Source organism: Acinetobacter sp. YH12112, assembly GCF_013418945.1.
GTDB classification, from domain to species: Bacteria; Pseudomonadota; Gammaproteobacteria; order Pseudomonadales; family Moraxellaceae; genus Acinetobacter; species Acinetobacter indicus.
Map to the genome: position 1 here is coordinate 60,193 of NZ_VPBA01000004.1, position 23,121 is coordinate 83,313.

22 protein-coding genes and 3 tRNA genes are annotated in these 23,121 nt (G+C 44.0%); 15 read left to right on the plus strand and 10 right to left on the minus strand.

Annotated features, from left to right (window positions below):
* Positions 1-2: 2 nt before the first annotated feature.
* Positions 3-1,142, minus strand: coding sequence for a glutamine-hydrolyzing carbamoyl-phosphate synthase small subunit (carA, locus tag FTU50_RS02470; protein ID WP_005176309.1), 1,140 nt, complete (start codon positions 1,140-1,142; stop codon positions 3-5).
* Positions 1,143-1,452: 310 nt separating this feature from the next.
* Here carA and FTU50_RS02475 point away from each other — a divergent pair, with 310 nt between their 5' ends.
* Positions 1,453-1,944, plus strand: a complete 492-nt coding sequence (locus FTU50_RS02475) for a hypothetical protein (RefSeq protein WP_005176311.1) — start codon at positions 1,453-1,455, stop codon at positions 1,942-1,944.
* Positions 1,945-2,039: 95 nt separating this feature from the next.
* Here the strand turns inward: FTU50_RS02475 and FTU50_RS02480 are convergent, their stop codons facing one another.
* Positions 2,040-2,579: a DOMON-like domain-containing protein gene (locus FTU50_RS02480; protein WP_075167187.1), complete on the minus strand. Its 540-nt coding sequence runs from the start codon at positions 2,577-2,579 to the stop codon at positions 2,040-2,042.
* A gap of 9 nt (positions 2,580-2,588) precedes the next feature.
* Positions 2,589-2,912 (minus strand): ribosome assembly RNA-binding protein YhbY, encoded by a 324-nt coding sequence (gene yhbY, locus FTU50_RS02485; protein WP_005176314.1) that lies wholly within the window; start codon positions 2,910-2,912, stop codon positions 2,589-2,591.
* A 196-nt stretch (positions 2,913-3,108) separates the two neighbouring features.
* Here yhbY and rlmE point away from each other — a divergent pair, with 196 nt between their 5' ends.
* The 5 genes from rlmE (at position 3,109) to FTU50_RS02510 (ending at position 7,882) form a co-directional block, all read left to right on the plus strand.
* Complete coding sequence (gene rlmE / locus FTU50_RS02490) at positions 3,109-3,759, plus strand: 23S rRNA (uridine(2552)-2'-O)-methyltransferase RlmE (protein ID WP_005176316.1); 651 nt, start codon at positions 3,109-3,111, stop codon at positions 3,757-3,759.
* 134 nt (positions 3,760-3,893) lie between these two features.
* Positions 3,894-5,783 carry an ATP-dependent zinc metalloprotease FtsH gene (gene ftsH, locus FTU50_RS02495; RefSeq protein ID WP_005176319.1) on the plus strand — a complete coding sequence of 630 codons (1,890 nt, stop codon included), beginning with the start codon at positions 3,894-3,896 and terminating at the stop codon, positions 5,781-5,783.
* Positions 5,784-5,896: 113 nt separating this feature from the next.
* Positions 5,897-6,511, plus strand: a complete 615-nt coding sequence (locus FTU50_RS02500; protein WP_180046087.1) for a GNAT family N-acetyltransferase — start codon at positions 5,897-5,899, stop codon at positions 6,509-6,511.
* Positions 6,512-6,589: 78 nt separating this feature from the next.
* Positions 6,590-7,441 (plus strand): dihydropteroate synthase, encoded by an 852-nt coding sequence (gene folP, locus FTU50_RS02505; protein WP_180054305.1) that lies wholly within the window; start codon positions 6,590-6,592, stop codon positions 7,439-7,441.
* Positions 7,442-7,567: 126 nt separating this feature from the next.
* Positions 7,568-7,882 (plus strand): DUF5713 family protein, encoded by a 315-nt coding sequence (locus FTU50_RS02510; protein ID WP_045796482.1) that lies wholly within the window; start codon positions 7,568-7,570, stop codon positions 7,880-7,882.
* Positions 7,883-8,245: 363 nt separating this feature from the next.
* Here FTU50_RS02510 and FTU50_RS02515 read toward each other — a convergent pair.
* Positions 8,246-8,331: transfer RNA gene (locus FTU50_RS02515), tRNA-Leu, on the minus strand.
* A 199-nt stretch (positions 8,332-8,530) separates the two neighbouring features.
* Here FTU50_RS02515 and FTU50_RS02520 point away from each other — a divergent pair.
* Positions 8,531-10,300: an alkaline phosphatase gene (locus FTU50_RS02520; protein WP_168383269.1), complete on the plus strand. Its 1,770-nt coding sequence runs from the start codon at positions 8,531-8,533 to the stop codon at positions 10,298-10,300.
* Between the two features lie 120 nt (positions 10,301-10,420).
* Here the strand turns inward: FTU50_RS02520 and FTU50_RS02525 are convergent, their stop codons facing one another.
* The 3 genes from FTU50_RS02525 to FTU50_RS02535 all read right to left on the minus strand — a co-directional run bounded on the left by FTU50_RS02525 (position 10,421) and on the right by FTU50_RS02535 (position 11,336).
* Complete coding sequence (locus tag FTU50_RS02525; RefSeq protein WP_257222788.1) at positions 10,421-11,071, minus strand: hypothetical protein; 651 nt, start codon at positions 11,069-11,071, stop codon at positions 10,421-10,423.
* 91 nt (positions 11,072-11,162) lie between these two features.
* Positions 11,163-11,248 (minus strand) — tRNA-Leu (locus tag FTU50_RS02530).
* Between the two features lie 14 nt (positions 11,249-11,262).
* Positions 11,263-11,336: transfer RNA gene (locus FTU50_RS02535), tRNA-Cys, on the minus strand.
* Between the two features lie 153 nt (positions 11,337-11,489).
* On the opposite strand from FTU50_RS02535, the gene folD reads away from it, so the two are divergent.
* Positions 11,490-12,338, plus strand: coding sequence for a bifunctional methylenetetrahydrofolate dehydrogenase/methenyltetrahydrofolate cyclohydrolase FolD (gene folD, locus FTU50_RS02540; RefSeq protein WP_005176331.1), 849 nt, complete (start codon positions 11,490-11,492; stop codon positions 12,336-12,338).
* 201 nt (positions 12,339-12,539) lie between these two features.
* Entirely contained in the window at positions 12,540-13,208 is a 669-nt protein-coding gene (locus FTU50_RS02545) for a methyltransferase (RefSeq protein ID WP_180054322.1), read from the plus strand.
* Between the two features lie 30 nt (positions 13,209-13,238).
* On the opposite strand, the gene FTU50_RS02550 is transcribed toward FTU50_RS02545, so the two are convergent.
* A complete protein-coding gene (locus tag FTU50_RS02550) occupies positions 13,239-13,673 on the minus strand; it encodes a hypothetical protein (RefSeq protein WP_005176335.1) in 435 nt (144 codons plus the stop codon).
* Positions 13,674-13,848: 175 nt separating this feature from the next.
* On the minus strand, positions 13,849-15,678 hold the full coding sequence (locus tag FTU50_RS02555) for a phosphoenolpyruvate carboxykinase (GTP) (RefSeq protein WP_104470892.1): 1,830 nt from the start codon (positions 15,676-15,678) through the stop codon (positions 13,849-13,851).
* 416 nt (positions 15,679-16,094) lie between these two features.
* Between FTU50_RS02555 and FTU50_RS02560 the strand changes: the two genes are divergently transcribed.
* From FTU50_RS02560 to FTU50_RS02580, 5 genes are all read left to right on the plus strand, one after another.
* Positions 16,095-17,033: a diacylglycerol kinase family protein gene (locus tag FTU50_RS02560; RefSeq protein ID WP_168399598.1), complete on the plus strand. Its 939-nt coding sequence runs from the start codon at positions 16,095-16,097 to the stop codon at positions 17,031-17,033.
* Entirely contained in the window at positions 17,014-17,772 is a 759-nt protein-coding gene (locus FTU50_RS02565; protein WP_016659956.1) for a metallophosphoesterase, read from the plus strand. Before FTU50_RS02560 ends, FTU50_RS02565 begins: the two co-directional genes overlap by 20 nt.
* Before the next feature lie 200 nt (positions 17,773-17,972).
* Complete coding sequence (gene groES / locus FTU50_RS02570) at positions 17,973-18,263, plus strand: co-chaperone GroES (protein WP_004810787.1); 291 nt, start codon at positions 17,973-17,975, stop codon at positions 18,261-18,263.
* Positions 18,264-18,320: 57 nt separating this feature from the next.
* A complete protein-coding gene (gene groL, locus FTU50_RS02575; RefSeq protein ID WP_180054307.1) occupies positions 18,321-19,955 on the plus strand; it encodes a chaperonin GroEL in 1,635 nt (544 codons plus the stop codon).
* A gap of 259 nt (positions 19,956-20,214) precedes the next feature.
* Positions 20,215-20,409 carry a hypothetical protein gene (locus tag FTU50_RS02580; protein ID WP_180046074.1) on the plus strand — a complete coding sequence of 65 codons (195 nt, stop codon included), beginning with the start codon at positions 20,215-20,217 and terminating at the stop codon, positions 20,407-20,409.
* Here the strand turns inward: FTU50_RS02580 and FTU50_RS02585 are convergent.
* A complete protein-coding gene (locus tag FTU50_RS02585; protein WP_180046072.1) occupies positions 20,396-20,773 on the minus strand; it encodes a hypothetical protein in 378 nt (125 codons plus the stop codon). The genes FTU50_RS02580 and FTU50_RS02585 overlap by 14 nt on opposite strands.
* A 512-nt stretch (positions 20,774-21,285) precedes the next feature.
* Here FTU50_RS02585 and FTU50_RS02590 point away from each other — a divergent pair.
* A complete protein-coding gene (locus FTU50_RS02590) occupies positions 21,286-23,076 on the plus strand; it encodes a YadA C-terminal domain-containing protein (RefSeq protein WP_180046070.1) in 1,791 nt (596 codons plus the stop codon).
* Positions 23,077-23,121 lie beyond the last annotated feature (45 nt).

Consider the following 23,121-nt stretch of genomic DNA (forward strand, 5'->3'; position numbering starts at 1 on the left):
AATTACTTCTTAGCTGCTTCAAGAAGTTCGATGAAATGATCGAACAGTGGGGCACAGTCGTGTGGACCTGGGCTGGCTTCAGGGTGACCCTGGAAGCTGAATGCCGGCTTGTCTGTACGGTGGATACCCTGGTTAGTACCATCGAACAGTGAACGGTGGGTAACACGCAAGACTGCTGGCAGGTTGCTTTCATCCACTGCGAAGCCGTGGTTTTGCGAGGTAATCATCACTGTACCATCTTCGATGTTTTGTACAGGATGGTTGGCACCGTGGTGACCGTGCGCCATTTTCATGGTTTTTGCGCCAGAAGCCAGAGCAAGAATCTGGTGACCTAAACAGATACCAAACACAGGGAGATTGGTGGTTTCAACAATAGTTTTTACAGCTTCAATTGCATAATCACAAGCAGCTGGGTCGCCAGGGCCGTTCGACAGGAACACGCCATCTGGATTTAACGCAAGTACGTCAGCAGCAGGGGTTTGTGCAGGCACAACGGTCAGTTTACAGCCGCGGTCTGCCAGCATACGCAGGATGTTGGTTTTGACACCGTAGTCGTATGCAACCACATGGAATTTAAGTTCAGGTTGAGTAAAGCCTTTGCCAAGTTCCCATGAGCCTTCGGTCCATTCAAAACCGTTCGGGTCACAGCATTCTTTTGCAAGGTCTAAACCGTTTAAGCCGCCAAATGCACGTGCTTTTGCAATTGCTTCTTCTTCAGTGATATTTTCACCAGCCAGAATACAACCGTTTTGCGCACCTTTTGCACGTAAAATGCGAGTCAGTTTACGCGTGTCGATATCGGCAATGGCAACCACATTGTGTTGCTTCAGGTAATCCGCTAAAGACTGTGTAGAACGGAAGTTGCTATGCAATAAAGGCAGATCACGAATGATTAATCCGTTGGCCCATACTTTATGAATACGACCAGATTCTGCGTCTTCTTCATTACAACCTGTGTTACCAATATGTGGGTAAGTTAAAGTCACAAGTTGCTGTGCATAACTCGGGTCAGTCAAAATTTCTTGATAGCCAGTCATGGCAGTGTTAAAAACGACTTCACCAGTCGTACTACCCGATGCACCGATTGACGTTCCTTTGAAGATCGTACCGTCGGCAAGGGCTAAAATGGCGGGGGTGCTCAAACCAAAGCTCCTGAAATTTAGGCTGTAAAAAAGCGAGTAGACGAAAAAAAAGGAAGGCTACTATACAACCTACCCTCCTCACATCTGCTCGCTTGAACTTAACAGCGCATTATACGCACCAACTCTGAAAAAGTCCACGTTATTGAAGCGGAATATCCAATAAAAAAGTATTCTTTTGGTGCAAAAGCATGTTTGTCACGCAATGTCACAGAAATGTAAGCATTTAATAATTGTCTAACAAATCAAAACTTAAATTTTATCTGTTTCTACTATGCTATGGTCTTTCATAATAACAGGCGGGTGAACGGCAATGACAGCAGAACAAAAACAGCCAGCGGCTAAAAACTCCTTAAAAGACGTGGTGGCAGAAGGCACTGAAAAGCTTGAACAGGCAGCGCAAGAGGCCAAGCAGCAGGTTACTGAAGCAGTCGGGGAGACCCAGGAAAAACTGCAGACCGAAGCGAAAAAATTTAATGGCAGCGTGCAGGAGCAGCTCAGTCAGCTCAAGAAAGAGCTGCTACAGAAAATTGAATCGCTCAAGGAGCATTTTGGCAGCTCACAAAAAGATCTTGGTGAACTGAAAGAGTTTGTGAAAACCGAGTTTAATGCGGTGATTGAAGATTTGAATAAAATTGGCAAAGAGCTTAAAGCCGATGTCAGCCAGATTTCAGTCAAGCATAAAGACCAGTTAACCGAAACCTTCAAGCGCTCCAAAGAACATACCTTGGAAACCTGGAAAAAAGTTGTACCAGCAAAAGAGGCGGCACCTGCTTCTGAAACCGACACCACCCTTAAAAGCTAAGGCGTGTTGTAGCGGGTGCGTGCGATGCAGGCAATAAAAAAGTGAGGTCATGTGCCTCACTTTTTTTATACTGCGTTTTAGTTCAGACATAATGCCTAGAACTGATGCAGCCAATCGCGCTTGTTATGAAAATCGGCCTGTGGGCTGCTGTGCTGCATGGCGTAATAGTGTTCACCTTCAGAAGTGTTTAACACGGCAGTTAAACCAATGAACAGATCCGACCACTTTAATTTATGCTTGGCCATGAATTCGCCCAAGTCCAGACTGACATTCAGTCCATAATGGGTGCGTTTCAGCTGGTTGAGCTCAATATCATAGGCGGCTTGCGGCGGCATATCTTCCGGATAGCGATATTCCTCAAACTGATAGGCCTGCCAGGCTTGAGATGGAGAAAGATTAATTTCACGATAAAAATCTTCCCCATGAACCCCAATAAACACTTCAAAACAGGTGTTCTGCCAGAGAAAATCCTGACGCGGATGCGCAGACACCAGATCGGGCCACTGCACATACTGGTTCGGATCACGCAGCCAGTAACCAATATTCAGGTTAAACGGGCTTTGCTGCTCAATCGCCCCGACTAGGGAGATGGCCTGAAAACGGCGATCAAAAGCACTCAGTTCATAACTTGCCATAAGGAAAAATTATTTTGCCAGATGCGCGTGACGAACCAGGTTCGATAATTTTGGATTTTGCGGTTTGGCTTTTTTATACAGCAGGGCAATTTTACCAATGGTCTGTACCACTTCTGCACCAGTCGCTTCTGCAATTGCCTCAATTACAGCTGCACGTGCTTCACGGTCTTCACCGCCAATTTTCACTTTAATCAGTTCGTGGTCGTTTAACGCACGCGTGGTTTCTTCAATGACATTTTCAGTAAGCCCTTGTCCGCCAATCATCACAACCGGATTGAGTGCATGACCGATTTGACGTAAACGCTTGCGTTCCTGAATAGATAAAGCCGCCATAAAAATAACCTGATTTTAAAAACGGCTTAGTATAGCAAATCCCAATTTGAAACGCTGTAAAATCTGCGCAAATAATCGATGCAAATAATAGAAAAAATCACACCCTCTACGTCCATTTAACTACACATCTGTACTGCAAGCGCGGCAATTTTCACGTACAATTATAAATTAGAAGGTTTTTAATATTTAGAGAGTTATGGCAACACGCATTACCAACCAGAAATTATCCAAAAGTAGTCGTGCGTGGATGAGAGAGCACCTGGATGACCCTTTCGTGAAAAAAGCCCAGAAGGAAGGTTATCGTGCGCGTGCTGCGTATAAACTGCTAGAGATTCAGGAAAAATATAAAATTATCAAACCCGGCATGACGGTGGTCGATCTGGGTGCTGCGCCCGGCAGCTGGTCGCAAATTGCCGGCAAACTGGTCGGTGACAAAGGGCTGGTGATTGCATCGGATATTTTGCCTATGGATGCCTTACCAGATGTGACCTTCCTGCAAGGTGACTTCCGTGAGGAAGAAGTTTTTGAAAAATTGTTAAATATTTTAAATGGCCGGACTGTAGACGTTGTAATTTCCGATATGGCCCCCAATACATCAGGTAATAGAGCAGTAGATCAGCCACGACAAATCTATTTATGTGAACTGGCTTTGGACTTTGCGCAAAAAGTGCTGGGGCCAAACGGACAGTTTGTTGTGAAGGTGTTCCAGGGTTCTGGCTTCGATGAATTTCGCAAACAGGTCGTCGACAGCTTCGATGTATTAAAGACTGCAAAACCGGCAGCTTCTCGTGCACGTTCGAAAGAAGTGTTTTTGATCGGACAGGGCCGGAAGAAGGCATTCAAATAAAGTTTACTTGCCAAGCCGTTAAAAATTGTGCATTTTGTACGTTTTTAAGAGTTTTGTAGGCTGATCTTCAGCTTTAACATTAAGGTCACCCTGTAAAGGGCATGATCAAATTAGATTGATATGGGAATAAAGCTTTGAGCGATCTCTTCAAGAATGCCGTATTGTGGCTAATTATACTTGGTGTACTGATTCTGATTTTCAGTAACATCAATGGCAGTGATAAGCCAACGTCAATGAACTATTCCGAGTTCGTTGCGGCGGTGGATGCTGGTCAAATTAAAAAAGTTACAATTGATGGCGAAAGAATTAGTGGTGAAAAAGCCAATGGCTCACCATTTGAAAGTATTCGTCCGGCGGTTCAAGATCCTGAACTCATGCCGAGCCTCATTGAAAACAACGTTGTTGTTGAAGGTACTGCACCTCAACGTCAAGGTTTGTTGATGCAACTACTCATTGCTAGTTTCCCTGTACTTTTAATCATTTTGTTATTCATGTTCTTTATGCGCAACATGGGTGGCGGTGCAGGTGGTAAAAACGGCCCAATGAGCTTTGGTAAGTCCAAAGCGAAAATGCTGTCTGAAGACCAGATTAAAGTAACCTTTGCCGATGTTGCAGGTTGTGATGAAGCCAAACAGGAAGTGGTTGAAATTGTCGACTTCCTGAAAGATCCGGCCAAATTTAAACGTTTGGGGGCAACCATTCCGAAAGGCGTGTTAATGGTTGGTCCTCCGGGTACCGGTAAAACTTTGCTGGCAAAAGCCATTGCTGGCGAAGCTAAAGTGCCATTCTTCAGTATTTCAGGTTCTGACTTCGTAGAAATGTTCGTGGGTGTGGGCGCCTCTCGTGTCCGTGACATGTTCGAGCAGGCGAAACGCCACGCGCCATGTATTATCTTTATTGACGAGATTGATGCGGTCGGTCGTCACCGTGGTTCAGGTACCGGTGGTGGTCATGATGAGCGTGAGCAGACCTTAAACCAGATGCTGGTCGAAATGGACGGTTTTGAAGGTAATGAAGGTATTATTGTCATTGCTGCAACCAACCGTGCCGATGTACTGGATAAAGCTTTATTACGTCCAGGTCGTTTTGACCGTCAGGTGATGGTGGGCTTACCCGATATTAAAGGTCGTGAGCAAATCTTGAATGTTCACCTGAAAAAATTGCCTTCAACCACAGGTGTGGATGTAAAAGTCCTTGCACGTGGTACACCGGGCTTCTCGGGTGCACAGTTGGCCAACTTGGTGAACGAAGCAGCGCTATTTGCTGCACGTCGTAACAAGAACACGGTCGACATGCATGACTTTGAAGACGCCAAAGACAAGCTGTACATGGGTCCTGAACGTAAATCAATGGTGATTCGTGAAGAAGAACGTCGTGCGACGGCTTATCATGAAGCAGGCCATGCCATTGTGGCAGAAATGCTGCCGGGTACGGATCCTGTGCATAAAGTCACGATTATGCCGCGCGGTTGGGCGCTGGGTGTAACCTGGCAGTTGCCTGAGTTTGACCAGACCAGCCATTACAAAGACAAGATGCTGAAAGAAATTTCAATCCTGTTTGGTGGTCGTATTGCTGAAGAAATTTTCATTAATCAGCAATCTACCGGTGCATCGAACGACTTTGAGCGTGCAACCAAAATGGCGCGTGCCATGGTGACCAAATACGGTATGTCGGACAAACTAGGTGTGATGGTTTATGAAGATGATTCACAGCAATCCTTCATGGGCAGCCTGGGTAGCCGGACCATTTCTGAAGCGACGCAGCTGGAAGTGGACCGTGAAGTGCGCCGCATTCTGGATGAGCAATATAAAGTGGCCTGGGATATCCTGGAAAACAACAAAGATATTGCCCATGCTATGGTAAAAGCGCTGATGGATTGGGAAACCATTGATCGTGAGCAGATTCGTGACATTATGGAAGGTCGTGAACCACAGCCACCAAAAGTATATGTTGCAGAAAATCCGGTGATTGATGTAACCCCAAGCAATGGTCCAAGCACACCGCCACCATTGCCAGCCAACTAAGAATATTTTAAGAAAACCACCTTCGGGTGGTTTTTTTATGGCTATTGTTTTGTCATATCTAGTTGAATGCTATAGTATAGTCAATTTATAAAAATCACTGAGTAAAAATAAGAATGACTTTACCTGTTCTGGAATCCAGTATTTATCAGCTACGTTTAGAACCACTGAGCTGGGAACATTTTGCAGAATTAGAAAATGCATGTGCCGAAGGGGGCTTGGGGGAAGTGTTATATAATTCGGTACCTTACCTACATAAACTTAAACACTACTTTACCCAAGCTTTTGAACAGCAGTCCAAAGGTGAAAGAATGGCTTTTGCCGTGATTGATTTAACTTCAGACCGAGCAATCGGCACCACCAGCTTTCATGATATCAAGCCGGAAATTCCACGTGTTGAAATTGGCTTTACCTGGTATGCCAAACCTTATCAACGAACCTATGTAAACCGGGTCTGTAAATATCTTTTGCTGCAGCATGCATTTGAAGAGCTGAATGCTCAAGTGGTAGGCTTTCGGACTGATCATCTGAATCTTAAAAGTCAAAAAGCTATTGAAGCTCTGGGTGCCAAACAGGATGGCATCATTAGATGTCATATGCTGCGTAAAGATGGCGTGACACTCAGAGATAGTTATATCTATAGTATTTTAAAAAGCGAATGGGTTGATGTAAAAGCGTTACTGCAATCCAAGCTGATGCAATATTCCAATAAGAACTATTTTGAAATCTAGCTATTGAATAGATTGAGCTTTGCTTTATTGATCTTTCCATAAGACAATACCGGGGTTATTGTGAACTAGGATTGAACCATGCAGCTGAAGCCACTACGACCACAGATCTGGACTTTCGGTCATTTGAAACTGGATTTGTCTCAGCCGCATGTAATGGGAATTTTAAATGTGACTCCGGATTCCTTTAGCGATGGGGGGCTGCACAATCAGAAAGATCAGGCAGTAGTAAAAGCCCTGGAAATGATTGCTGAAGGTGCCACCGTCATTGATGTGGGGGGTGAATCGACCCGTCCCGGCGCAGCGGTGGTGGAAATTGAGGAAGAAATCCGCCGGGTGGTGCCTGTGGTCGAGGAGCTGGCCAAACTAAATGTGGTGATTTCAATTGATACTTCACAGCCAGAGGTGATTCGTGCGGCAGTAGCGGCCGGTGCGCATATCTGGAATGATGTGCGGGCTTTAACCCGTCCTCAGGCTCTGGAAACCGCGGCAGAATTAGATATTCCGGTGATCATCATGCATATGCGCGGTGAGCCAACCACCATGAATAATCTGGATCAATATGAAGATGTCACTACAGATGTTATTCGTGAACTCTCGCAACGGGTTCAGGATGCACTGGATGCCGGGGTCAAGGCTGAAAACATTATGATTGATCCGGGCTTTGGTTTTGCCAAAAATGCCCAGCAAAATCTGCAATTGCTAAATGAGTTCTATAAACTGACTGACATGGGTTATCCAATTTTATCTGCCTTGTCGCGTAAACGTTTTATTGGCAGTGTGCTGGATGCCGCAGAGCCACAGCAACGTGCAGTTGGTTCAGCCACTGCGCATTTGCTGAGTATTCAGCAGGGTGCCTGTATGGTGCGCGCGCATGATGTGAAAGCTACCGCCGATGCCATTAAAATCTGGCAGGCGATGCAATTGGCTTAAGGGCTGCTCTATACCAGCCTGCTTTATATCATATGGGTATTCAAATCTCGCTCAGTTTGGCTTTTCAGGGGCTTTGTGCTATATAGCCTGTCTTGAATTTGACCTTTTGTAGTTTTGAGTGCCTGTATGTTTACAGATTTACTTCTCCCCATGTTTGACGATGACTATTATCCCGATATTCTGGTCGCTGAAATCAAACAGTCCATTGAACAGTTTGCGAAAAAAGTCGCCAAGCCGAATTTGTCCGAGGCTGACATTTATCACTTCGCGCATGAAACGGTAAACGTCATCAACAAGATGAAACCACAATTTGAAGATCTGGATTCCTCACTGGATGATACTGCAGCGGATTATATTGCTGAAGCGATGATGATGGTGCTGCAAGACGCCGGCTATTTTGAGCTGGAAATGGAAGAGCTGGTATCCAATCGAGAGTGGTAAGCCGCTCTCTTTTTTTATGATGGAATGATCTGGGTTTGAGATGATCCCATCGCTCAATCTTACAGGGTGTCCAGTAAATAGCAGCTCTGTTTCGGATATGCTTTAGTCCTCTCATCTACCTGCACGACCTACTCAGTGTGTTGCTCTGCTGTGCGGGCGTTTCTTGATCATATTAAATGCTTGATTCATCGGCGGCATAAATGCTTGAAAAACAGCTTGGCAAGGTGAGTAGGGTGACCTGATATTTCATTCTTCTTTTTATATTTCTTCTCTTTCTATTCAATCTGTTTTATTAAATTTCGGGCATAAAAAAACCAGCTTGACGCTGGGTAATTTATTGCACCATTTTAAGATCTATTAAAATGGTGCCCGAGGCCAGACTCGAACTGGCACGCTTTGAGGGCGGGGGATTTTAAATCCCCTGTGTCTACCGATTTCACCACTCGGGCATGTGCGCAATAATAGAGGAGGATGGAAAACTTGGCAAGTAAATTTGCTTACAATTGCTTTCTTTTCAAGCAAATCATTGTATTAGCCTAAACTCGAAGCAGGCTGGATGTCGACTGTCATCATTTTTTCATAAAAATGAGATCAAAGCTAAACCTCGGTTTTCTAAGGTAGTGCAAATAAAAACAACAGGAAAACCGTATGACAACGCACATGAACCGTCGCGAACTGATTCAAAAAACCATTGCAGGTTTTGGGGCACTGTCTTTGCCACTCAGCTTAACTGCCTGTGGCGATGATGATCCAGAGCATTCATCTCCTGATGCGCCACAAATACAATTTTTACATGGCGTGGCCAGTGGTGACCCATTGGCAGACCGGGTGATTCTATGGACCCGTCTTAGCCCCGAAGATACGGCTATGCGTCTGGAAGTACAGTGGGAAATCGCGACCGATCAGGCGTTTCAGCACATTGTAAATACGGGCAAAGTGCTGACCACACAGGCGCAGGACTTTACCGTCAAAGTTGATGCAGACGGTTTAGAAGCCAATCAGACCTATTTCTACCGTTTCCGCTATGGCGCACAAAGCTCACTGGTGGGCCAGACCAAAACCTTGCCGCTTGATACTGCTGCAGTAAAGTTTGCAGTCTGTTCCTGCTCCAATTATCCGGCCGGTTATTTCCATGTCTATAAGGAAATGGCCAAGGAAAATCTGGATGTAGTCATCCACCTGGGTGATTATATTTATGAATATGGCGCCGATGGTTATGCCACTGAAGATGCCGAAAAACTGGGACGTACCCTGGCCGCCGATAATAATCAGGAAATTATCCGTTTAGATGATTATCGCAAGCGTTATGCTCTGTATCGTGGAGATGCCGATTTGCAGGCAGTGCACCAGCGTCATCCGTTTATTGTAATCTGGGATGACCACGAGCTAACCAATGACACTTGGATGGAAGGGGCGGAGAATCATCAGGACAACGAAGGTGATTTCTTTGCACGCAAGTTGGCTGCATTGCAGGCCTATTTTGAGTGGATGCCAATTCGTCCGGTCTCTGAAAATGACCATCTGAATATTTACCGCCAGTTCAATTTCGGTCAGCTGGTGCAGTTGAATATGCTGGATACGCGGGTACTAGCACGTCACAAGCAGCTGGATTATGCCCATTATTTAACCGCGACCGGTCTGGATGCCGCCCGATTTAGCGCAGATTTAACTGACACTAACCGTACCTTGCTTGGACGTACTCAGTTTGCCTGGCTGGCCCAGCAGCTGACTCAATCTCAAGCCACCTGGAATGTGCTGGGGCAACAGGTGCTGATGGCGAAAATGCTGATTCCGGCGGAAATCTTGCAGGTGCTCGGGCAAATCACCAGGGGTCAGGCAACCGTAGAGACCTTGGCCAATGTCGAGCGGATGCTGGTAGAACTGGTCACATTGAAAAGCCGTTATTTACAGGGCGATCCCACTTTAACCGCACAGGAAAAGGCCCGTATTTTGACCGTGGTGCCGTATAATCTGGATGCCTGGGATGGCTATGCTTATGAGCGTGAAGCACTGTATAGCGTATTGGGTCAACTGGGTAAAAAAGTGGTGGTGCTGGCGGGCGATACTCATAATGCCTGGTCTGCACAGCTGTATGATGCCCAGCAGAACTTTGTCGGGGTGGAGCTGGCCACCAGTTCGGTGTCCTCTCCGGGGATGGAAAAATATCTGCAGATTCCGGCGGCCAAGCTATACGAATTTGAATTTGCCTTTAATACCCTGATTGATGAGCTGAGTTATTGCAACCTGAATCAGCGAGGTTATCTGACCGTCAGCTTTACGGCAGATGAGATGCTGGCCGAGTGGAAATTCGTGAACACGGTCAAAGCAGCAGATTATCAACTGGATGATGCGCGTTATCACCGTCTGCAATACACGCCGGCTCTGGTGGAAATTAAAGACCTGCCGGCCAGTGCTTAAACCCTGTTTCTATAAAAAACAGGGATTGTCCCGGTTTTTTTATTGGCTGATTTCGTTGAGATAACTGTCCAGATCAATAAATTTAATCTGCTGCGCAAACTTGTGTTCAACCTGCATGATTTACTGATGCAGATTGGCATATTTCATCCGCTGTAGCGCCAGGTCTGCATAGCGTGCCGAACTTTTGGGATAAAAGTACATTTTTAGGTGGGTATTACGAAGCTGACGATATGACCAGTACGCTGCACGGCGAATCTGCTGCAAACAGTATTGCTGTTCTGGTGTAGCCTCATGACGAAACAGGTTTTCTTTATAAAAACGTACAAAGCCAAAACTCAGGGCAAAAAAGAACAGTATCCCTTGCAATAGCACGCTTTGCCAGTAATAGACATTTAGCGCCTGCACTAAAATCACGATCGCCAGTTTGATTGGGGTATGGCGGAGCATGCGATATAAGGCCGCTGCACTGTGTTTGAGTTGGTAAATCACATAGGGTGTCGTGAGCATCAACAGCAACATGAGCGCTAAAATTGCCATACTTTTGCTTTGTGCGGCATCAAACTGTGGCAAGTGCTGCTGAATCGCATCTGCAAAGACCATCGACAGCGGAATAAAAATCAGCAGGGCCAGCACCCAGGGGAGGATTTCTTTCCACTCATCCAGCATGCCTTTGATTTTTATTGCGCCATACAGCAGAAAATTGCGTTTAAATGCAGCCGGATGGTGTTGTTGTAGCTGTTGTAGAAAAAGCAGGGGCTGTTGTGGGGTCATGGACAGGGTCAACGCAGAAGCTAAATTGCAGGCATAAAAAAACCAGCTTGACGCTGGATTCTTTACTGCACCATTTTAAGATCTGTTAAAATGGTGCCCGAGGCCAGACTCGAACTGGCACGCTTTGAGGGCGGGGGATTTTAAATCCCCTGTGTCTACCGATTTCACCACTCGGGCATTTTTACCAAGATTGGAGGCGGAGGTCGGAATCGAACCGGCGTCCACGGAGTTGCAGTCCGCTGCATGACCACTCTGCCACCCCGCCACGTCTTGGTGATGCACATATTAGCAAGCTCTGGAAAAAAAACAATACTATAAATCGCGCATATGCACATAAATTCGGCATATGAAAGAAAATTGCCTAAATTATCATGTATTATTTGCAAAATTGATTCCTATCAACATTTGGAGATGTGCCGTGGCATTAGTTTTGGATGGTCGTGCATTAGCAAAGCAAATTGAAGCTGACTTGTTAACACGCGTAGAAGCATTAAAGGCGAAAACAGGTCGTACCCCAATTCTGGCGACTATTTTGGTAGGTGACGACGGTGCATCTGCAACTTATGTACGTATGAAAGGGAATGCCTGCCGCCGTGTCGGTATGGACTCTTTAAAAATCGAGCTTCCACAGGAAACCACCACTGAGCAGTTACTGGCTGAAATTGAAAAACTCAATGCCAATCCTGATGTACACGGTATCCTGTTACAGCATCCGGTACCGGCACAAATTGATGAGCGTGCCTGCTTCGATGCCATTTCACTTGAAAAAGATGTCGATGGTGTGACTTGTTTGGGTTATGGTCGTATGGCGATGGGTGAAGCGGCCTATGGTTCGGCAACACCAGCGGGCATCATGACTATTCTGAAAGAAAACAACATCGAAATCGCGGGTAAACATGCAGTGGTGGTTGGTCGTTCGGCTATTCTGGGTAAACCAATGTCGGCGATGCTGCTAGAAGCCAATGCAACTGTAACCACCTGTCACTCACGCACACAAAACCTGGCTGAATTCGTGAAGCAGGCAGACATTATTGTGGGCGCAGTTGGTAAAGCTGAACTGATTCAGAAAGACTGGATTAAGCCAGGTGCAGTGGTCGTTGATGCGGGCTTCCACCCACGTGAAGGCGGCGGTGTTGGTGATATCCAACTCGTTGGTATCGAAGACATCGCTTCTGCTTACACACCAGTGCCAGGTGGTGTTGGTCCGATGACGATTACAACCTTGATTCGTCAAACCGTAGAAGCGGCTGAGAAGGCTTTGGGTTAATAAATTGACCTCTCCCTGACCCTCTCTTGCGCTTCGATTTAAAAGCAGTGCTTTAAATCTTGCTCAGGAGAGGGAAAAATCATTGTAAAAATAATGGATACTCCTTCTCTTGCGCCGTATACGGCTCAGGGAGAAGGTTGGGATGAGGGTAAAACCTCTAACATCAGATTTTTGCTGAAATACATAAAGAATAAAAACCCAATGAGCTGCACCTTTCAATTTCCTAAAGCCCCTGAACATCTATTAAGTGCTTTGCATGATGTGATTCCACATTGTGAACTGCAGGCACAGCAATTGCCTGAAACACCGATTTCACTTTGGTTGATTCCGCCGGTTTTTCCCACCGATAAACTCGATGATGAAGTGATCCGCCGGATCTGGAATGATACGCCATACTGGATTTTCTGCTGGGCCTCAGGATTGGCGATGGCACAGTGGTTGCTAGCTGAGCCGCATCATGTGAAAGATAAAGTAGTGCTAGATTTTGGCGCAGGTTCAGGTGTGGTGGCCATTGCTGCCAAAATGGCGGGTGCTAAACGGGTGATCTGCTGTGATATTGATCAGGTCAGTCTGGATGCCTGTCGAGTCAATGCCGAACTTAATGGCGTCGAGCTGGAATATCTGGATGATCTCTACAAAGCCGAGCAGGTTGATGTACTACTCGCAGCGGATGTGCTATACGATCAATGCAACCGTTTTTTCCTGGATGAGTTTTTAAAATTTGCCCCAGAAGTGTGGGTGGCGGACAGCCGGGTGAAAAACTTTAGCCATCCCAAATATGAAAAGCTGGATGAGCGTAGTGCCACCACTTGGCCCGATTTAGATGAGTCGCCCGAATTTCGTAATGTCAGTTTTTATAAGACGCTGTAAACAGCGTCTTTTTTATTGGCTTGCAGAAGCTTAAGAGCAGGTATAGCGCACCACAGTTAAAGTGCTTGGGCGGGCAGTGAGGGCATCACGTGTGGCCGGATTTTCACTGCTGTGCAGGCCAGGGGTATTCGACAGGCTGAAGGTGGCACGGGTATCGCCAATTTGACGTCCTGGAGCAGTAAGATTATTACCGGCCGCCGGGTTGGCAATTTCATTGACGCTGAGAATATTTAATTTAAAGACTTTATTGCTGGCCAGCACTTTCTGGCAGGCACGTTGTAGGCGCTGTTCATCTAATTGCTGATTGTTGCGTGTTGCAAGGGTGTAAGCCAAGGTGGCTGTGCTGTCAGTGCGGCTTTCGATCTGATAACCGACATTGCCATTAAATTCGCGTGGCCCACTCTGGCAGGCAGTGAGCAGGGTAACCGTACAGGCAAGTCCTAAAAGTTTATAAGTATTGTTCATTGCTATTATGGCTCATGATCTCTAATTTATACTTTCAAGTATGCCATAAAAGCCTGACCTGGGGACGACTGCTTTCCTCAATGATGTGTTGAAATTTATTGCCGGTAAAATGTAGCGTATATAGGCAGGCAATAAAAAAGGCCGCTTTCGCGACCTCTTTCATGTTAATCAGCAATTAAGCAGATTTAACCGCTTCTAAAAGCTCAGCTTGACGTTTTTTCAATGCTTCTGGTAAACGATCACCCAGTTTATTGAATAACTCAGTGTGGCTTTCCAGTTCTTTGATCCATTGATCTTTGTCTTGTGCTGTCACAGTTTCAAATTGCTCTTTAGAGAAATCTAAACCAGTCCAGTTCAGCTGTTCGTAAGTTGGAACGCGGCCAATTGGAGTGTCTACAGCATCTGCACGACCTTCACAACGGTCAATGATCCACTCAAGTACACGCATGTTTTGACCGAAACCAGGCCATACGAAGTTGCCTTCAGCATCACGACGGAACCAGTTCACGTTGTAGATACCAGGCAGTTTGTTACCTGCAGCTTCAGCTTTCGCACCCACTTTCTCACCCATTTCTAACCAGTGAGAGAAGTAGTCCGCCATGTTGTAACCCGCGAATGGCAGCATTGCGAATGGGTCACGACGAACGATACCTTGTTGACCAACCGCAGCAGCAGTGGTTTCAGAACCCATGGTTGCCGCTTTATACACGCCATCAACCCAGTCAAATGCTTCTGAAATTAGAGGCACTGTGTCTGCACGGCGACCACCAAAGATGAATGCAGAGATTGGAACACCTGCTGGATTTTCCCAGTCAGCATCAATTGAAGGACATTGACCTGCAGATACGGTGAAACGCGCGTTTGGATGCGCTGCTTTTTCTTCACCAGTATGTGGTTGACCTTTCCAGTTGGTCAGGTTTGCAGGTGCTTCTTTAGAAAGACCTTCCCACCATACTTCGCCATTGTCAGTCACAGCAACGTTGGTATAGATCACGTCTTTGTGCAGCGTCGCCATACAGTTCGGGTTAGTTTTGGTGTTTGTACCAGGTGCTACACCGAAGAAACCAGCTTCAGGGTTGATTGCGTATAGACGACCATCTTCACCTGGTTTGATCCAGGCAATATCGTCACCTACAGTTTCAATCTTCCAGCCTTCATAACCAGCTGGTGGAATCAGCATCGCGAAGTTGGTTTTACCACATGCAGATGGGAATGCCGCTGCGATGTAGTGTTTTTCGCCTTGAGGATTGGTCACGCCAAGAATCAGCATGTGTTCAGCTAACCAGCCTTGTTGACGACCCATGAACGATGCAATACGTAACGCCAGGCATTTTTTACCTAACAATGCGTTACCGCCGTAACCTGAACCGTAAGACCAGATTTCACGTGTTTCTGGATAGTGCACGATGTATTTTTCTTTGTTGCAAGGCCATGCAACATCTTTTTCACCTTCGGCAAGCGGAGCGCCTACAGTGTGTACACATGGAACGAATTCGCCATCTGTACCTAATACGTCATAAACAGCTTTACCCATACGAGCCATTTTAGACATGCTGACTGCAACATAAGGAGAGTCAGTTAACTCGATCCCGATGTGTGCAATGTGTGAACCGAGTGGACCCATTGAGAATGGAACCACATACAGCGTACGACCTGCCATTGAACCGTCAAATAAACCGTTCAATTTTTCGCGCATTACTGCAGGCGCTTCCCAGTTGTTGGTCGCACCGGCATCTTCCTGGTTTTCAGAGCAGATGTAAGTACGGTCTTCAACACGAGCTACGTCAGAAGGATCAGAGTTTGCAAGATAAGAACCAGGGTGAGTTTCTTGGTTAAGCGCTTGCATTGTGCCGTTAGCGATCATCAAGTCGATATAACGTTGATATTCTTCTGCGCTACCGTCACACCATTCAATTTTTGCTGGTTTTGTTAATTTAGCAATCTCTTCCACCCAAGCAATAAGCTTAGGGTGACGAACGAATTCTGGTGCGTTCACTTGGGTCATGGTGAGGCCTATCTAAAATGTGTACAAACTGTTGTACAAAGTACAATCTGAGAGATGAAATGAACCGCTCAGATGAAATATGAAAAAAAAGTGGCTGTATTAAAGCACAAAATGACGAAAAAAATAAGACTAAAGGACTAAAGGAATTATTTTGGTAGTTAATGCAATCTAAATGATAAGTTTATAAAAAACAAAAAGATAATGTTTAAATAAGGGGGTATCTTATTTATTTTTTATATTTATGTATATTATTTAATTTATTTATTTCTTTTTAAAACAATAATTTATATCTAAATTTTTTCTGAGAATCATTATTGATTAAATAAATGGTGGTAATTCGATTTTTACATAAAGGTGCTTTAAATTTCCACTTAATTGGCTGAAATTAGAACAAATGCTTTAAAGATGTGGACAAAATGTCTGAACAATTCAAGCCATTGTCTATTGTGTATAACAAAAAATCAGGCTTTCATGCGACCCATAAAACCGAGGTGTATGAAGAGCTGATCCAGATTTTTTCCCAATACGGTTTTGAAATCCAGTCCTTTGATATCGAACAGTATGCCAGTTTTGATGAATTAATGGCGCAGGTATTTTTACGTCATCAGGACCCGGACAATTATGGCGTGGTGGTGGCCGCAGGGGGCGATGGCACCTTGAATGCTGTGGCGGCCAAACTAATTCATACCGATATTCCCATGGGCATTTTACCTTTAGGTACCTTTAACTATGTGGCCCGCGTATTTGATATTCCGGTGGATATTATTCAGGCAGCGCATGTGATTGCAACCGGCCGGCCACGCAAGGCGCATATCGCGCGGATCAATGAACACATCTATTTAAACAATGCCAGCTTAGGGCTGTATCCTTTATTTATCCAGAAACGGGAGCTGTATAACCGCTATCTGGGTCGCTTTCCTTTACATGCCTATACCTCCGGTCTGGATGTACTGATTCGCCATCGCAAGGAACTGAAATTAAAAGTTGAAGTCGATGGCAAGCTGTTTCCGGTGAAAACTCCGTTGGTATTTTTTGGCAATAACCAGCTGCAATTGTCGGAGATGAATTTGCGTATTGCTGCAGCGGTGGCACAGGGCAAGGTGGCCGGCATTGTGGTGGCGAAAAGCGATAAGTTGACCTTGTTTAAAATTTTATGGCAGCTGGTGAAAGGGGAAATTGAACAAGCACCCGATGTATATACTTTTGCTGCAGATCAGGTGGTGATTCACGCACAACTAAAAACCATGCAGGTGGCCATTGATGGTGAAATTGTCCGGATGCGACCACCGCTAAAAGTCACAGTGGAAAAAAATGCCTTAAATATGATGGTGCCTTATGATTCTGCATCTGTCTGATTTGCATTTTGGCACCGAAAAGCCGGCCTGCATGGCAGCCATCCGGCAATTTTGCCTGGAGCATCAGGCTGAAGCGATAGTGGTCAGTGGTGATTTAACCCAGCGTGCGCGTTTTAAACAGTTTTATGACTGTAAGCAGTTTCTCGACAGCCTGGAGCGGCCGTATCTGGTGGTGCCGGGCAATCATGATATTCCGCTATTCGATTTATGGACCCGTTTTGTCAATCCATTTGCGCGTTATCAGCTGTTTTTTGGCAAGATGGAAACTGTGCTGGAAACCGAGCATTTTTTTCTGATTGGTTTAAACAGTATCCGGCGGCGTTACCATACCCGCGGGCATATTTCGCTGGCGCAAATCCAGCTGGTCGATCAGATTCTGGCCGCGGCGCCGGCGCATAAAATCAAGCTGATTGCTGCGCATCAACCGTTTTATACCCCGCCGGATGATCCGCATGGGGTAAAAGACTGTCCAATGCTTGGCAAAATGGCGCTGGAAAGCTGGAGCCAGCATGGCCTGTTCGGGCTGTTGCATGGTCATCTGCATCAGTCCGCAGTCTATGATTTAAACCAGATTTATCATTTGCAGGCCAGTCATCCGGTGCTGGATATTCATGCCGGCACGGCGCTGTCTTATCGTCTGCATCATCGTTTTAATAACAGCTTTAATGTGATTCATGACAGCGGTGAAATTCAGGCCTATTTTTTTAATGAACGCACGCAAAAATTTGAACCGTATTAGAAATATGAGGAATAAAGCGACAGTGGTCTGATGGCTGGCGAAAAAAAAGACAAAAAACAGATTTTTTTTCATTTTTCCCCTTGAAGCGTTTTTTTCCATCCCCACAAAAGTGACATCTAAAATTCATTTTGATGATGACCAAAGGAATAAATAAGTCGTCATCAGTTATCTAACGAAGACTTAGTCTGATGGAGTTATTTATGAGCAACATTCGTCCATTACATGACCGTGTAGTAATTCGTCGTGTCGAAGAAGAAACAAAAACTGCTGGCGGCATTTTATTGCCAGGTTCTGCTGCTGAAAAACCTGCTCAGGGTGAAATCATTGCAGTTGGTAATGGTCAAATCACAGACAATGGCGTACGTGCATTAGATGTGAAAGTTGGCGATAAAGTATTGTTTGGTACTTATGCCGGCACCACTGTAAAAGTAGACGGTGAAGAACTGCTTATTATGAAAGAGTCTGACATTTTAGCTGTTTTAGAAGGCTAATTTCTCACTAACTCAATGGTTATCAGATTTAGTTAAGATTTAAAATTGGAGTAAATCATGTCAGCTAAAGACGTAAAATTTGGTGATTCAGCTCGTAGCAAAATGATTGCGGGTGTCAACATTCTTGCAGATGCAGTGAAAGTAACTTTAGGTCCTAAAGGCCGTAACGTGGTGATCGACCGTTCTTTCGGCGCACCGCACATCACTAAAGATGGTGTTTCTGTTGCGAAAGAAATCACGTTAAAAGACAAGTTCGAGAACATGGGTGCGCAACTGGTTCGTGAAGTGTCTTCTAAAACCAATGACATTGCAGGTGACGGTACCACAACTGCAACTGTATTGGCGCAAGCCATCCTGAACGAAGGCATCAAGTCAGTGACTGCGGGTATGAACCCAATGGACTTGAAACGCGGTATCGACATCGCGGTGAAAACTTTAGTGGCTGAAATCAAATCAACTGCACAACCTGCATCTGATTCGAAAGCAATTGAACAAGTCGGTTCGATCTCTGCAAACTCTGACACCACTGTAGGTGCTTTAATTGCACAAGCAATGGAAAAAGTGGGCAAAGAAGGCGTAATCACTGTTGAAGAAGGTTCAGGCTTTGAAGATGCGCTTGACGTTGTAGAGGGTATGCAGTTTGACCGTGGTTATATCTCTCCATACTTCGCCAACAAACAAGACACGCTCACTGCTGAACTTGAAAACCCGTTCATCCTGCTGGTAGACAAGAAAGTCAGCAACATCCGTGAACTGATTACGGTTCTTGAAGCAGTTGCAAAAACCGGTAAGCCACTATTAATTATCGCTGAAGATGTTGAAGGTGAAGCGCTTGCAACGCTTGTTGTGAACAACATGCGCGGCATCATCAAAGTATGTGCGGTGAAAGCACCTGGCTTCGGTGACCGTCGTAAAGCAATGCTGCAAGACATCGCGATTTTAACTGGTGGTACTGTGATTTCTGAAGAAATCGGTATGCAGTTAGACCAAACAACGCTTGAACACTTAGGTACTGCACACAAAGTAACTGTATCTAAAGAAAACACCGTGATTGTGGATGGTGCGGGTAACGCAGGCCAAATCGCTGAGCGTGTTCAACAAATCCGTGCGCAAATCGAAGAATCGACTTCTGAATACGATAAAGAAAAACTTCAAGAACGCGTTGCTAAATTGGCAGGCGGTGTAGCAGTGATCAAGATCGGTGCTGCAACTGAAGTTGAAATGAAAGAGAAAAAAGACCGCGTAGACGACGCGCTTCATGCAACTCGCGCTGCAGTTGAAGAAGGTGTGGTTGCTGGTGGTGGTGTTGCACTGGTACGTGCTGCCAAAGCACTTGACGGTGTAACAGGTGCCAACGATGACCAAAACGTAGGGATCAACATCCTGCGCCGTGCAATCGAAGCGCCGCTTCGTCAAATCGTGGCAAACGCAGGTGATGAACCATCTGTTGTGATCAACGCTGTGAAAAATGGTGAAGGTAACTTCGGTTATAACGCTGCAACTGGTGAATACGGCGACATGCTTGAAATGGGTATTCTTGACCCAGCGAAAGTAACCCGTTCTGCACTTGAGCATGCTGCATCTGTTGCGGGCCTAATGTTGACCACTGAATGTATGATCACTGAAATCCCAGAAGATAAACCTGCGATGCCAGATATGGGTGGCATGGGTGGTATGGGCGGCATGATGTAAGTCATCGTCCGATCATCGATCATAAAAAATCCCCGCATTTGCGGGGATTTTTTTATTGAAATATTAATAAAAAGTTATATTTTTTGTTTAAAATAAAGTAGAATCTGAGACTTATTTTTAATTACTGCCAGTAAGTGTTAACTGTGTAGTTGTTTTGGGGAAAATCCCAAAAAAGTTGGGTTTTTAAAGTTTTATTATTGGTTTTTATGAACTTTTAGTTTATATTTTTATCAATATGTAATTGATATTTTTTGATACTATGGATAAATCAGTTATTATAAACAATGAGGAAGCTGCAGTAGTTGAGCGCCGTACTGAATTTATATTGGTCAGTAGGGCGGAGTTAAAATCATTATATAAAAAGATAAAAGACTATGAGGAGCGAATAAGAAAATATGAGCTACAGGAAAGAAAAACTTTAGAATTTCTTGCAAAAAAAATTAACCGTGGCTAAGTTCATCAATTAACTTTTTAATCAATTCTTTCTGCTGACTTTTTAAAGCACGAAATTTGAGAAAATAATCCAAATCTAATGAGTCCAATTCAGTCAACTGGGATTCTAAATTGCCAGTTTCATCGCCAAATCTTAACCATTGATTTGACACATTAAGCCAAATTGCTAAGGTCGCTAATTTATCTTGATTTGGAATTGCTTTGCCTAATATCCAGTTATTTGCAGACTGTACAGATATAGGTTGGCCATCATAACGATGATTAAACTCTTTTGATAAATAAGTAGGGCTGATCGGGTGTTTTGAATTCTGGAGAGCTTGTTTCAAGCGCTCTGCAAACAAAATTTTTTCTTGTTGGCTACTCATATATTTTTACTGATTAAGGCCTCGATATGTAACACTTTTTTAAAGTGTATTTAAACTACTATTTTCAAAGAGTAGATTTTAGGAAAACTTTACAGGGATTTCAATTGTACTACATTTATTTGTACTCTCTTCTACGTAATTATTTGTAACTCATAGCTTTCTTTCTTATGAAGCAATACTTTTGGCAGATTTTATCAATCAGAATTACAATAAAATTGAATTAATATAAACCAAAAGTTTATGCTTGTTTATTCATATAATATGTTTTAAAACAGTAAGTTATGGTTGATTTTTTTTAATCTTTGGCAATAAATTTAAATTTTTAATTAAAATAAATCAAATTTTGATTGATATTTTTGTTTCAGTTTGTATATTATTGCTTCAGGACCGCTAGAGCAGCGGTAACCGGGTGGATGGCATTCTCCAGAACAACCAGACATTCAACTCAGTTTTGCTGGTTTACATCATCCTAGGGTAGGCCAGTCTTTTTATAAAAATTGAAGGAAATTTATATGAAATTTCAGAAAACGCTTTTAGCAGCAAGCTTGGCAGTAGTAGCAGTATCAGCAAATGCTAAAGTAGCTAATCCAACCCAGCAATCAGAAGGTATTTTTGATGGTGATTATATTTATTCACCTGTATTAAATACTGGTAATAACTGGGTAGACTTAGGTACGGGCACGGTTACAGGAACAACGGGCTCTACAGGATCTGCACAAACTTATGAGATCTTTAATTATAAGACTGAATCTGGTAAGAATGTTGTTAGTTTGACTAAATTAGGTTCTACGACTTCTGAAGGTTACTTTGAGATTGTTACTGACAAAGTAACAGGTCAAAGCCGTTTAGTTGAATACAAAGGTGGCGATGTTCTTTTAAATACTTTGTCTGATGGTGGTCAGTTGAGTGATGTAACCACTGGTACAATAGTTACTGGTTATGAATTAAAAGAAGTTAATGATGAACATCTGATTTATGGCTATCAAGGTAATGTTGGTGCAGCAAACAGAATTCTTGAGGGTGCATATATTAATCCAGAAGGTGAAACTGAAGAGTTTGAAGGTACTTTAGTGCAACCAGGTGCTTCTGTAAGTAAATATGTGAATACGGGTATTATTGGTAACACTGGTGCTTACAATGCTGCTGGTCAGCCAGTTGATGTATCTAAAAATATTTATGGTGTAAGTGCTAAAGATGGCAACAATTTTGTTGCATTAACAGGTAATGGTATTGCATTAGCTGATCTTAGCTTAGGCACTCTTCAGTATGACGGCAGTGTTATTACAAATGAAAAACAAGTAGGTGCAGCAAATAGTTCGACATTAAAAACTCGTCAATATACTATTAATGGTCGTACAATTCTTGAAGTTTATAATGATGACGCTGGTAATGAAGTTGCTTCAAAATTCTATGCAGCAACTGAAAATGCTGATGGTAATTATACACTGGCAGGAGTTGCTGATGTAACAGCAGCAGATGTAGCTGATTTATTACCAACTCGTACAGGTACAGCAACATATACAACTGGTAAATTTGAACAAGCAGTTGTTCATAATACAATTACTAATAAAAATGTAACTTATAGCGAATCGGTTACATCTGTAGATAAATCTAAACTTCAAGCAGGTATTGTAAAAACTACTGGTGTTACTGGTGCTACTGCAGTCGCTAATGAAAACGTTGGTGAGGCTACTATCAAAACTACTCAATCAGTTTCAACTGGTGTGATTAATAAAGTAGATGACCAAAACGTTTATGGCGTTGAAGTTAAGAAAACGACTGTTGATTCAGAAGGTAAGCAAACTACTGCAACAACAAAAATCACTGCTGACTATGTTGACTCTGGTGACTTCCGTATCAATGGTGTAAGTATCGTTGATAACATTAAAGAGTCTGTTGATGGTGCTGTAGCTGGCGCTACTGAAGCTATCGATGCTAAAGTAGCAGAAGTAGATTCTAAAATTGTTGAAGTTGATTCTCGCTTAACTCAGTTTAATACTACGGCTGCTAACTTAAATTCACGTGTTGATCAATTGAATCAACGTGTGGATGATGTTGAGAAAACATCTTACCGTGGTATTGCAATCGCTTTAGCGGCACAACAGCAAATTCCAAATATCGGTGCAGGTCAAATGGCTGTATTCGGTGGTGTAGGTCACTATGAAGGTGAATCAGCAGTTGCATTAGGTCTAGCAAATGTATTTGCAAATGGTAAAACTTCGCTAAGTGCTGCACTGGGTGTTGCAGGTAGTAGTGAAGTGGGTGGCCGTATTGGTCTATCACACGTTTTCGGTGGTAAATAATTTACCAATTTGAGAATGGATTAAACACAGAATCCCCGCATTTGC

Excerpts from the sequence above, each read along its gene's own strand:
- FTU50_RS02475 (WP_005176311.1), top strand. The coding sequence starts at position 1,453 with ATGACAGCAGAACAAAAACAGCCAGCGGCTAAAAACTCCTTAAAAGAC.
- FTU50_RS02480 (WP_075167187.1), bottom strand. The coding sequence starts at position 2,579 with ATGGCAAGTTATGAACTGAGTGCTTTTGATCGCCGTTTTCAGGCCATC.
- yhbY (WP_005176314.1), bottom strand. The coding sequence starts at position 2,912 with ATGGCGGCTTTATCTATTCAGGAACGCAAGCGTTTACGTCAAATCGGT.
- rlmE (WP_005176316.1), top strand. The coding sequence starts at position 3,109 with ATGGCAACACGCATTACCAACCAGAAATTATCCAAAAGTAGTCGTGCG.
- FTU50_RS02500 (WP_180046087.1), top strand. The coding sequence starts at position 5,897 with ATGACTTTACCTGTTCTGGAATCCAGTATTTATCAGCTACGTTTAGAA.
- folP (WP_180054305.1), top strand. The coding sequence starts at position 6,590 with ATGCAGCTGAAGCCACTACGACCACAGATCTGGACTTTCGGTCATTTG.
- FTU50_RS02510 (WP_045796482.1), top strand. The coding sequence starts at position 7,568 with ATGTTTACAGATTTACTTCTCCCCATGTTTGACGATGACTATTATCCC.
- FTU50_RS02520 (WP_168383269.1), top strand. The coding sequence starts at position 8,531 with ATGACAACGCACATGAACCGTCGCGAACTGATTCAAAAAACCATTGCA.
- FTU50_RS02525 (WP_257222788.1), bottom strand. The coding sequence starts at position 11,071 with ATGACCCCACAACAGCCCCTGCTTTTTCTACAACAGCTACAACAACAC.
- FTU50_RS02545 (WP_180054322.1), top strand. The coding sequence starts at position 12,540 with ATGAGCTGCACCTTTCAATTTCCTAAAGCCCCTGAACATCTATTAAGT.
- FTU50_RS02550 (WP_005176335.1), bottom strand. The coding sequence starts at position 13,673 with ATGAACAATACTTATAAACTTTTAGGACTTGCCTGTACGGTTACCCTG.
- FTU50_RS02555 (WP_104470892.1), bottom strand. The coding sequence starts at position 15,678 with ATGACCCAAGTGAACGCACCAGAATTCGTTCGTCACCCTAAGCTTATT.
- FTU50_RS02560 (WP_168399598.1), top strand. The coding sequence starts at position 16,095 with ATGTCTGAACAATTCAAGCCATTGTCTATTGTGTATAACAAAAAATCA.
- FTU50_RS02565 (WP_016659956.1), top strand. The coding sequence starts at position 17,014 with ATGATTCTGCATCTGTCTGATTTGCATTTTGGCACCGAAAAGCCGGCC.
- groES (WP_004810787.1), top strand. The coding sequence starts at position 17,973 with ATGAGCAACATTCGTCCATTACATGACCGTGTAGTAATTCGTCGTGTC.
- groL (WP_180054307.1), top strand. The coding sequence starts at position 18,321 with ATGTCAGCTAAAGACGTAAAATTTGGTGATTCAGCTCGTAGCAAAATG.
- FTU50_RS02580 (WP_180046074.1), top strand. The coding sequence starts at position 20,215 with ATGGATAAATCAGTTATTATAAACAATGAGGAAGCTGCAGTAGTTGAG.
- FTU50_RS02585 (WP_180046072.1), bottom strand. The coding sequence starts at position 20,773 with ATGAGTAGCCAACAAGAAAAAATTTTGTTTGCAGAGCGCTTGAAACAA.
- FTU50_RS02590 (WP_180046070.1), top strand. The coding sequence starts at position 21,286 with ATGAAATTTCAGAAAACGCTTTTAGCAGCAAGCTTGGCAGTAGTAGCA.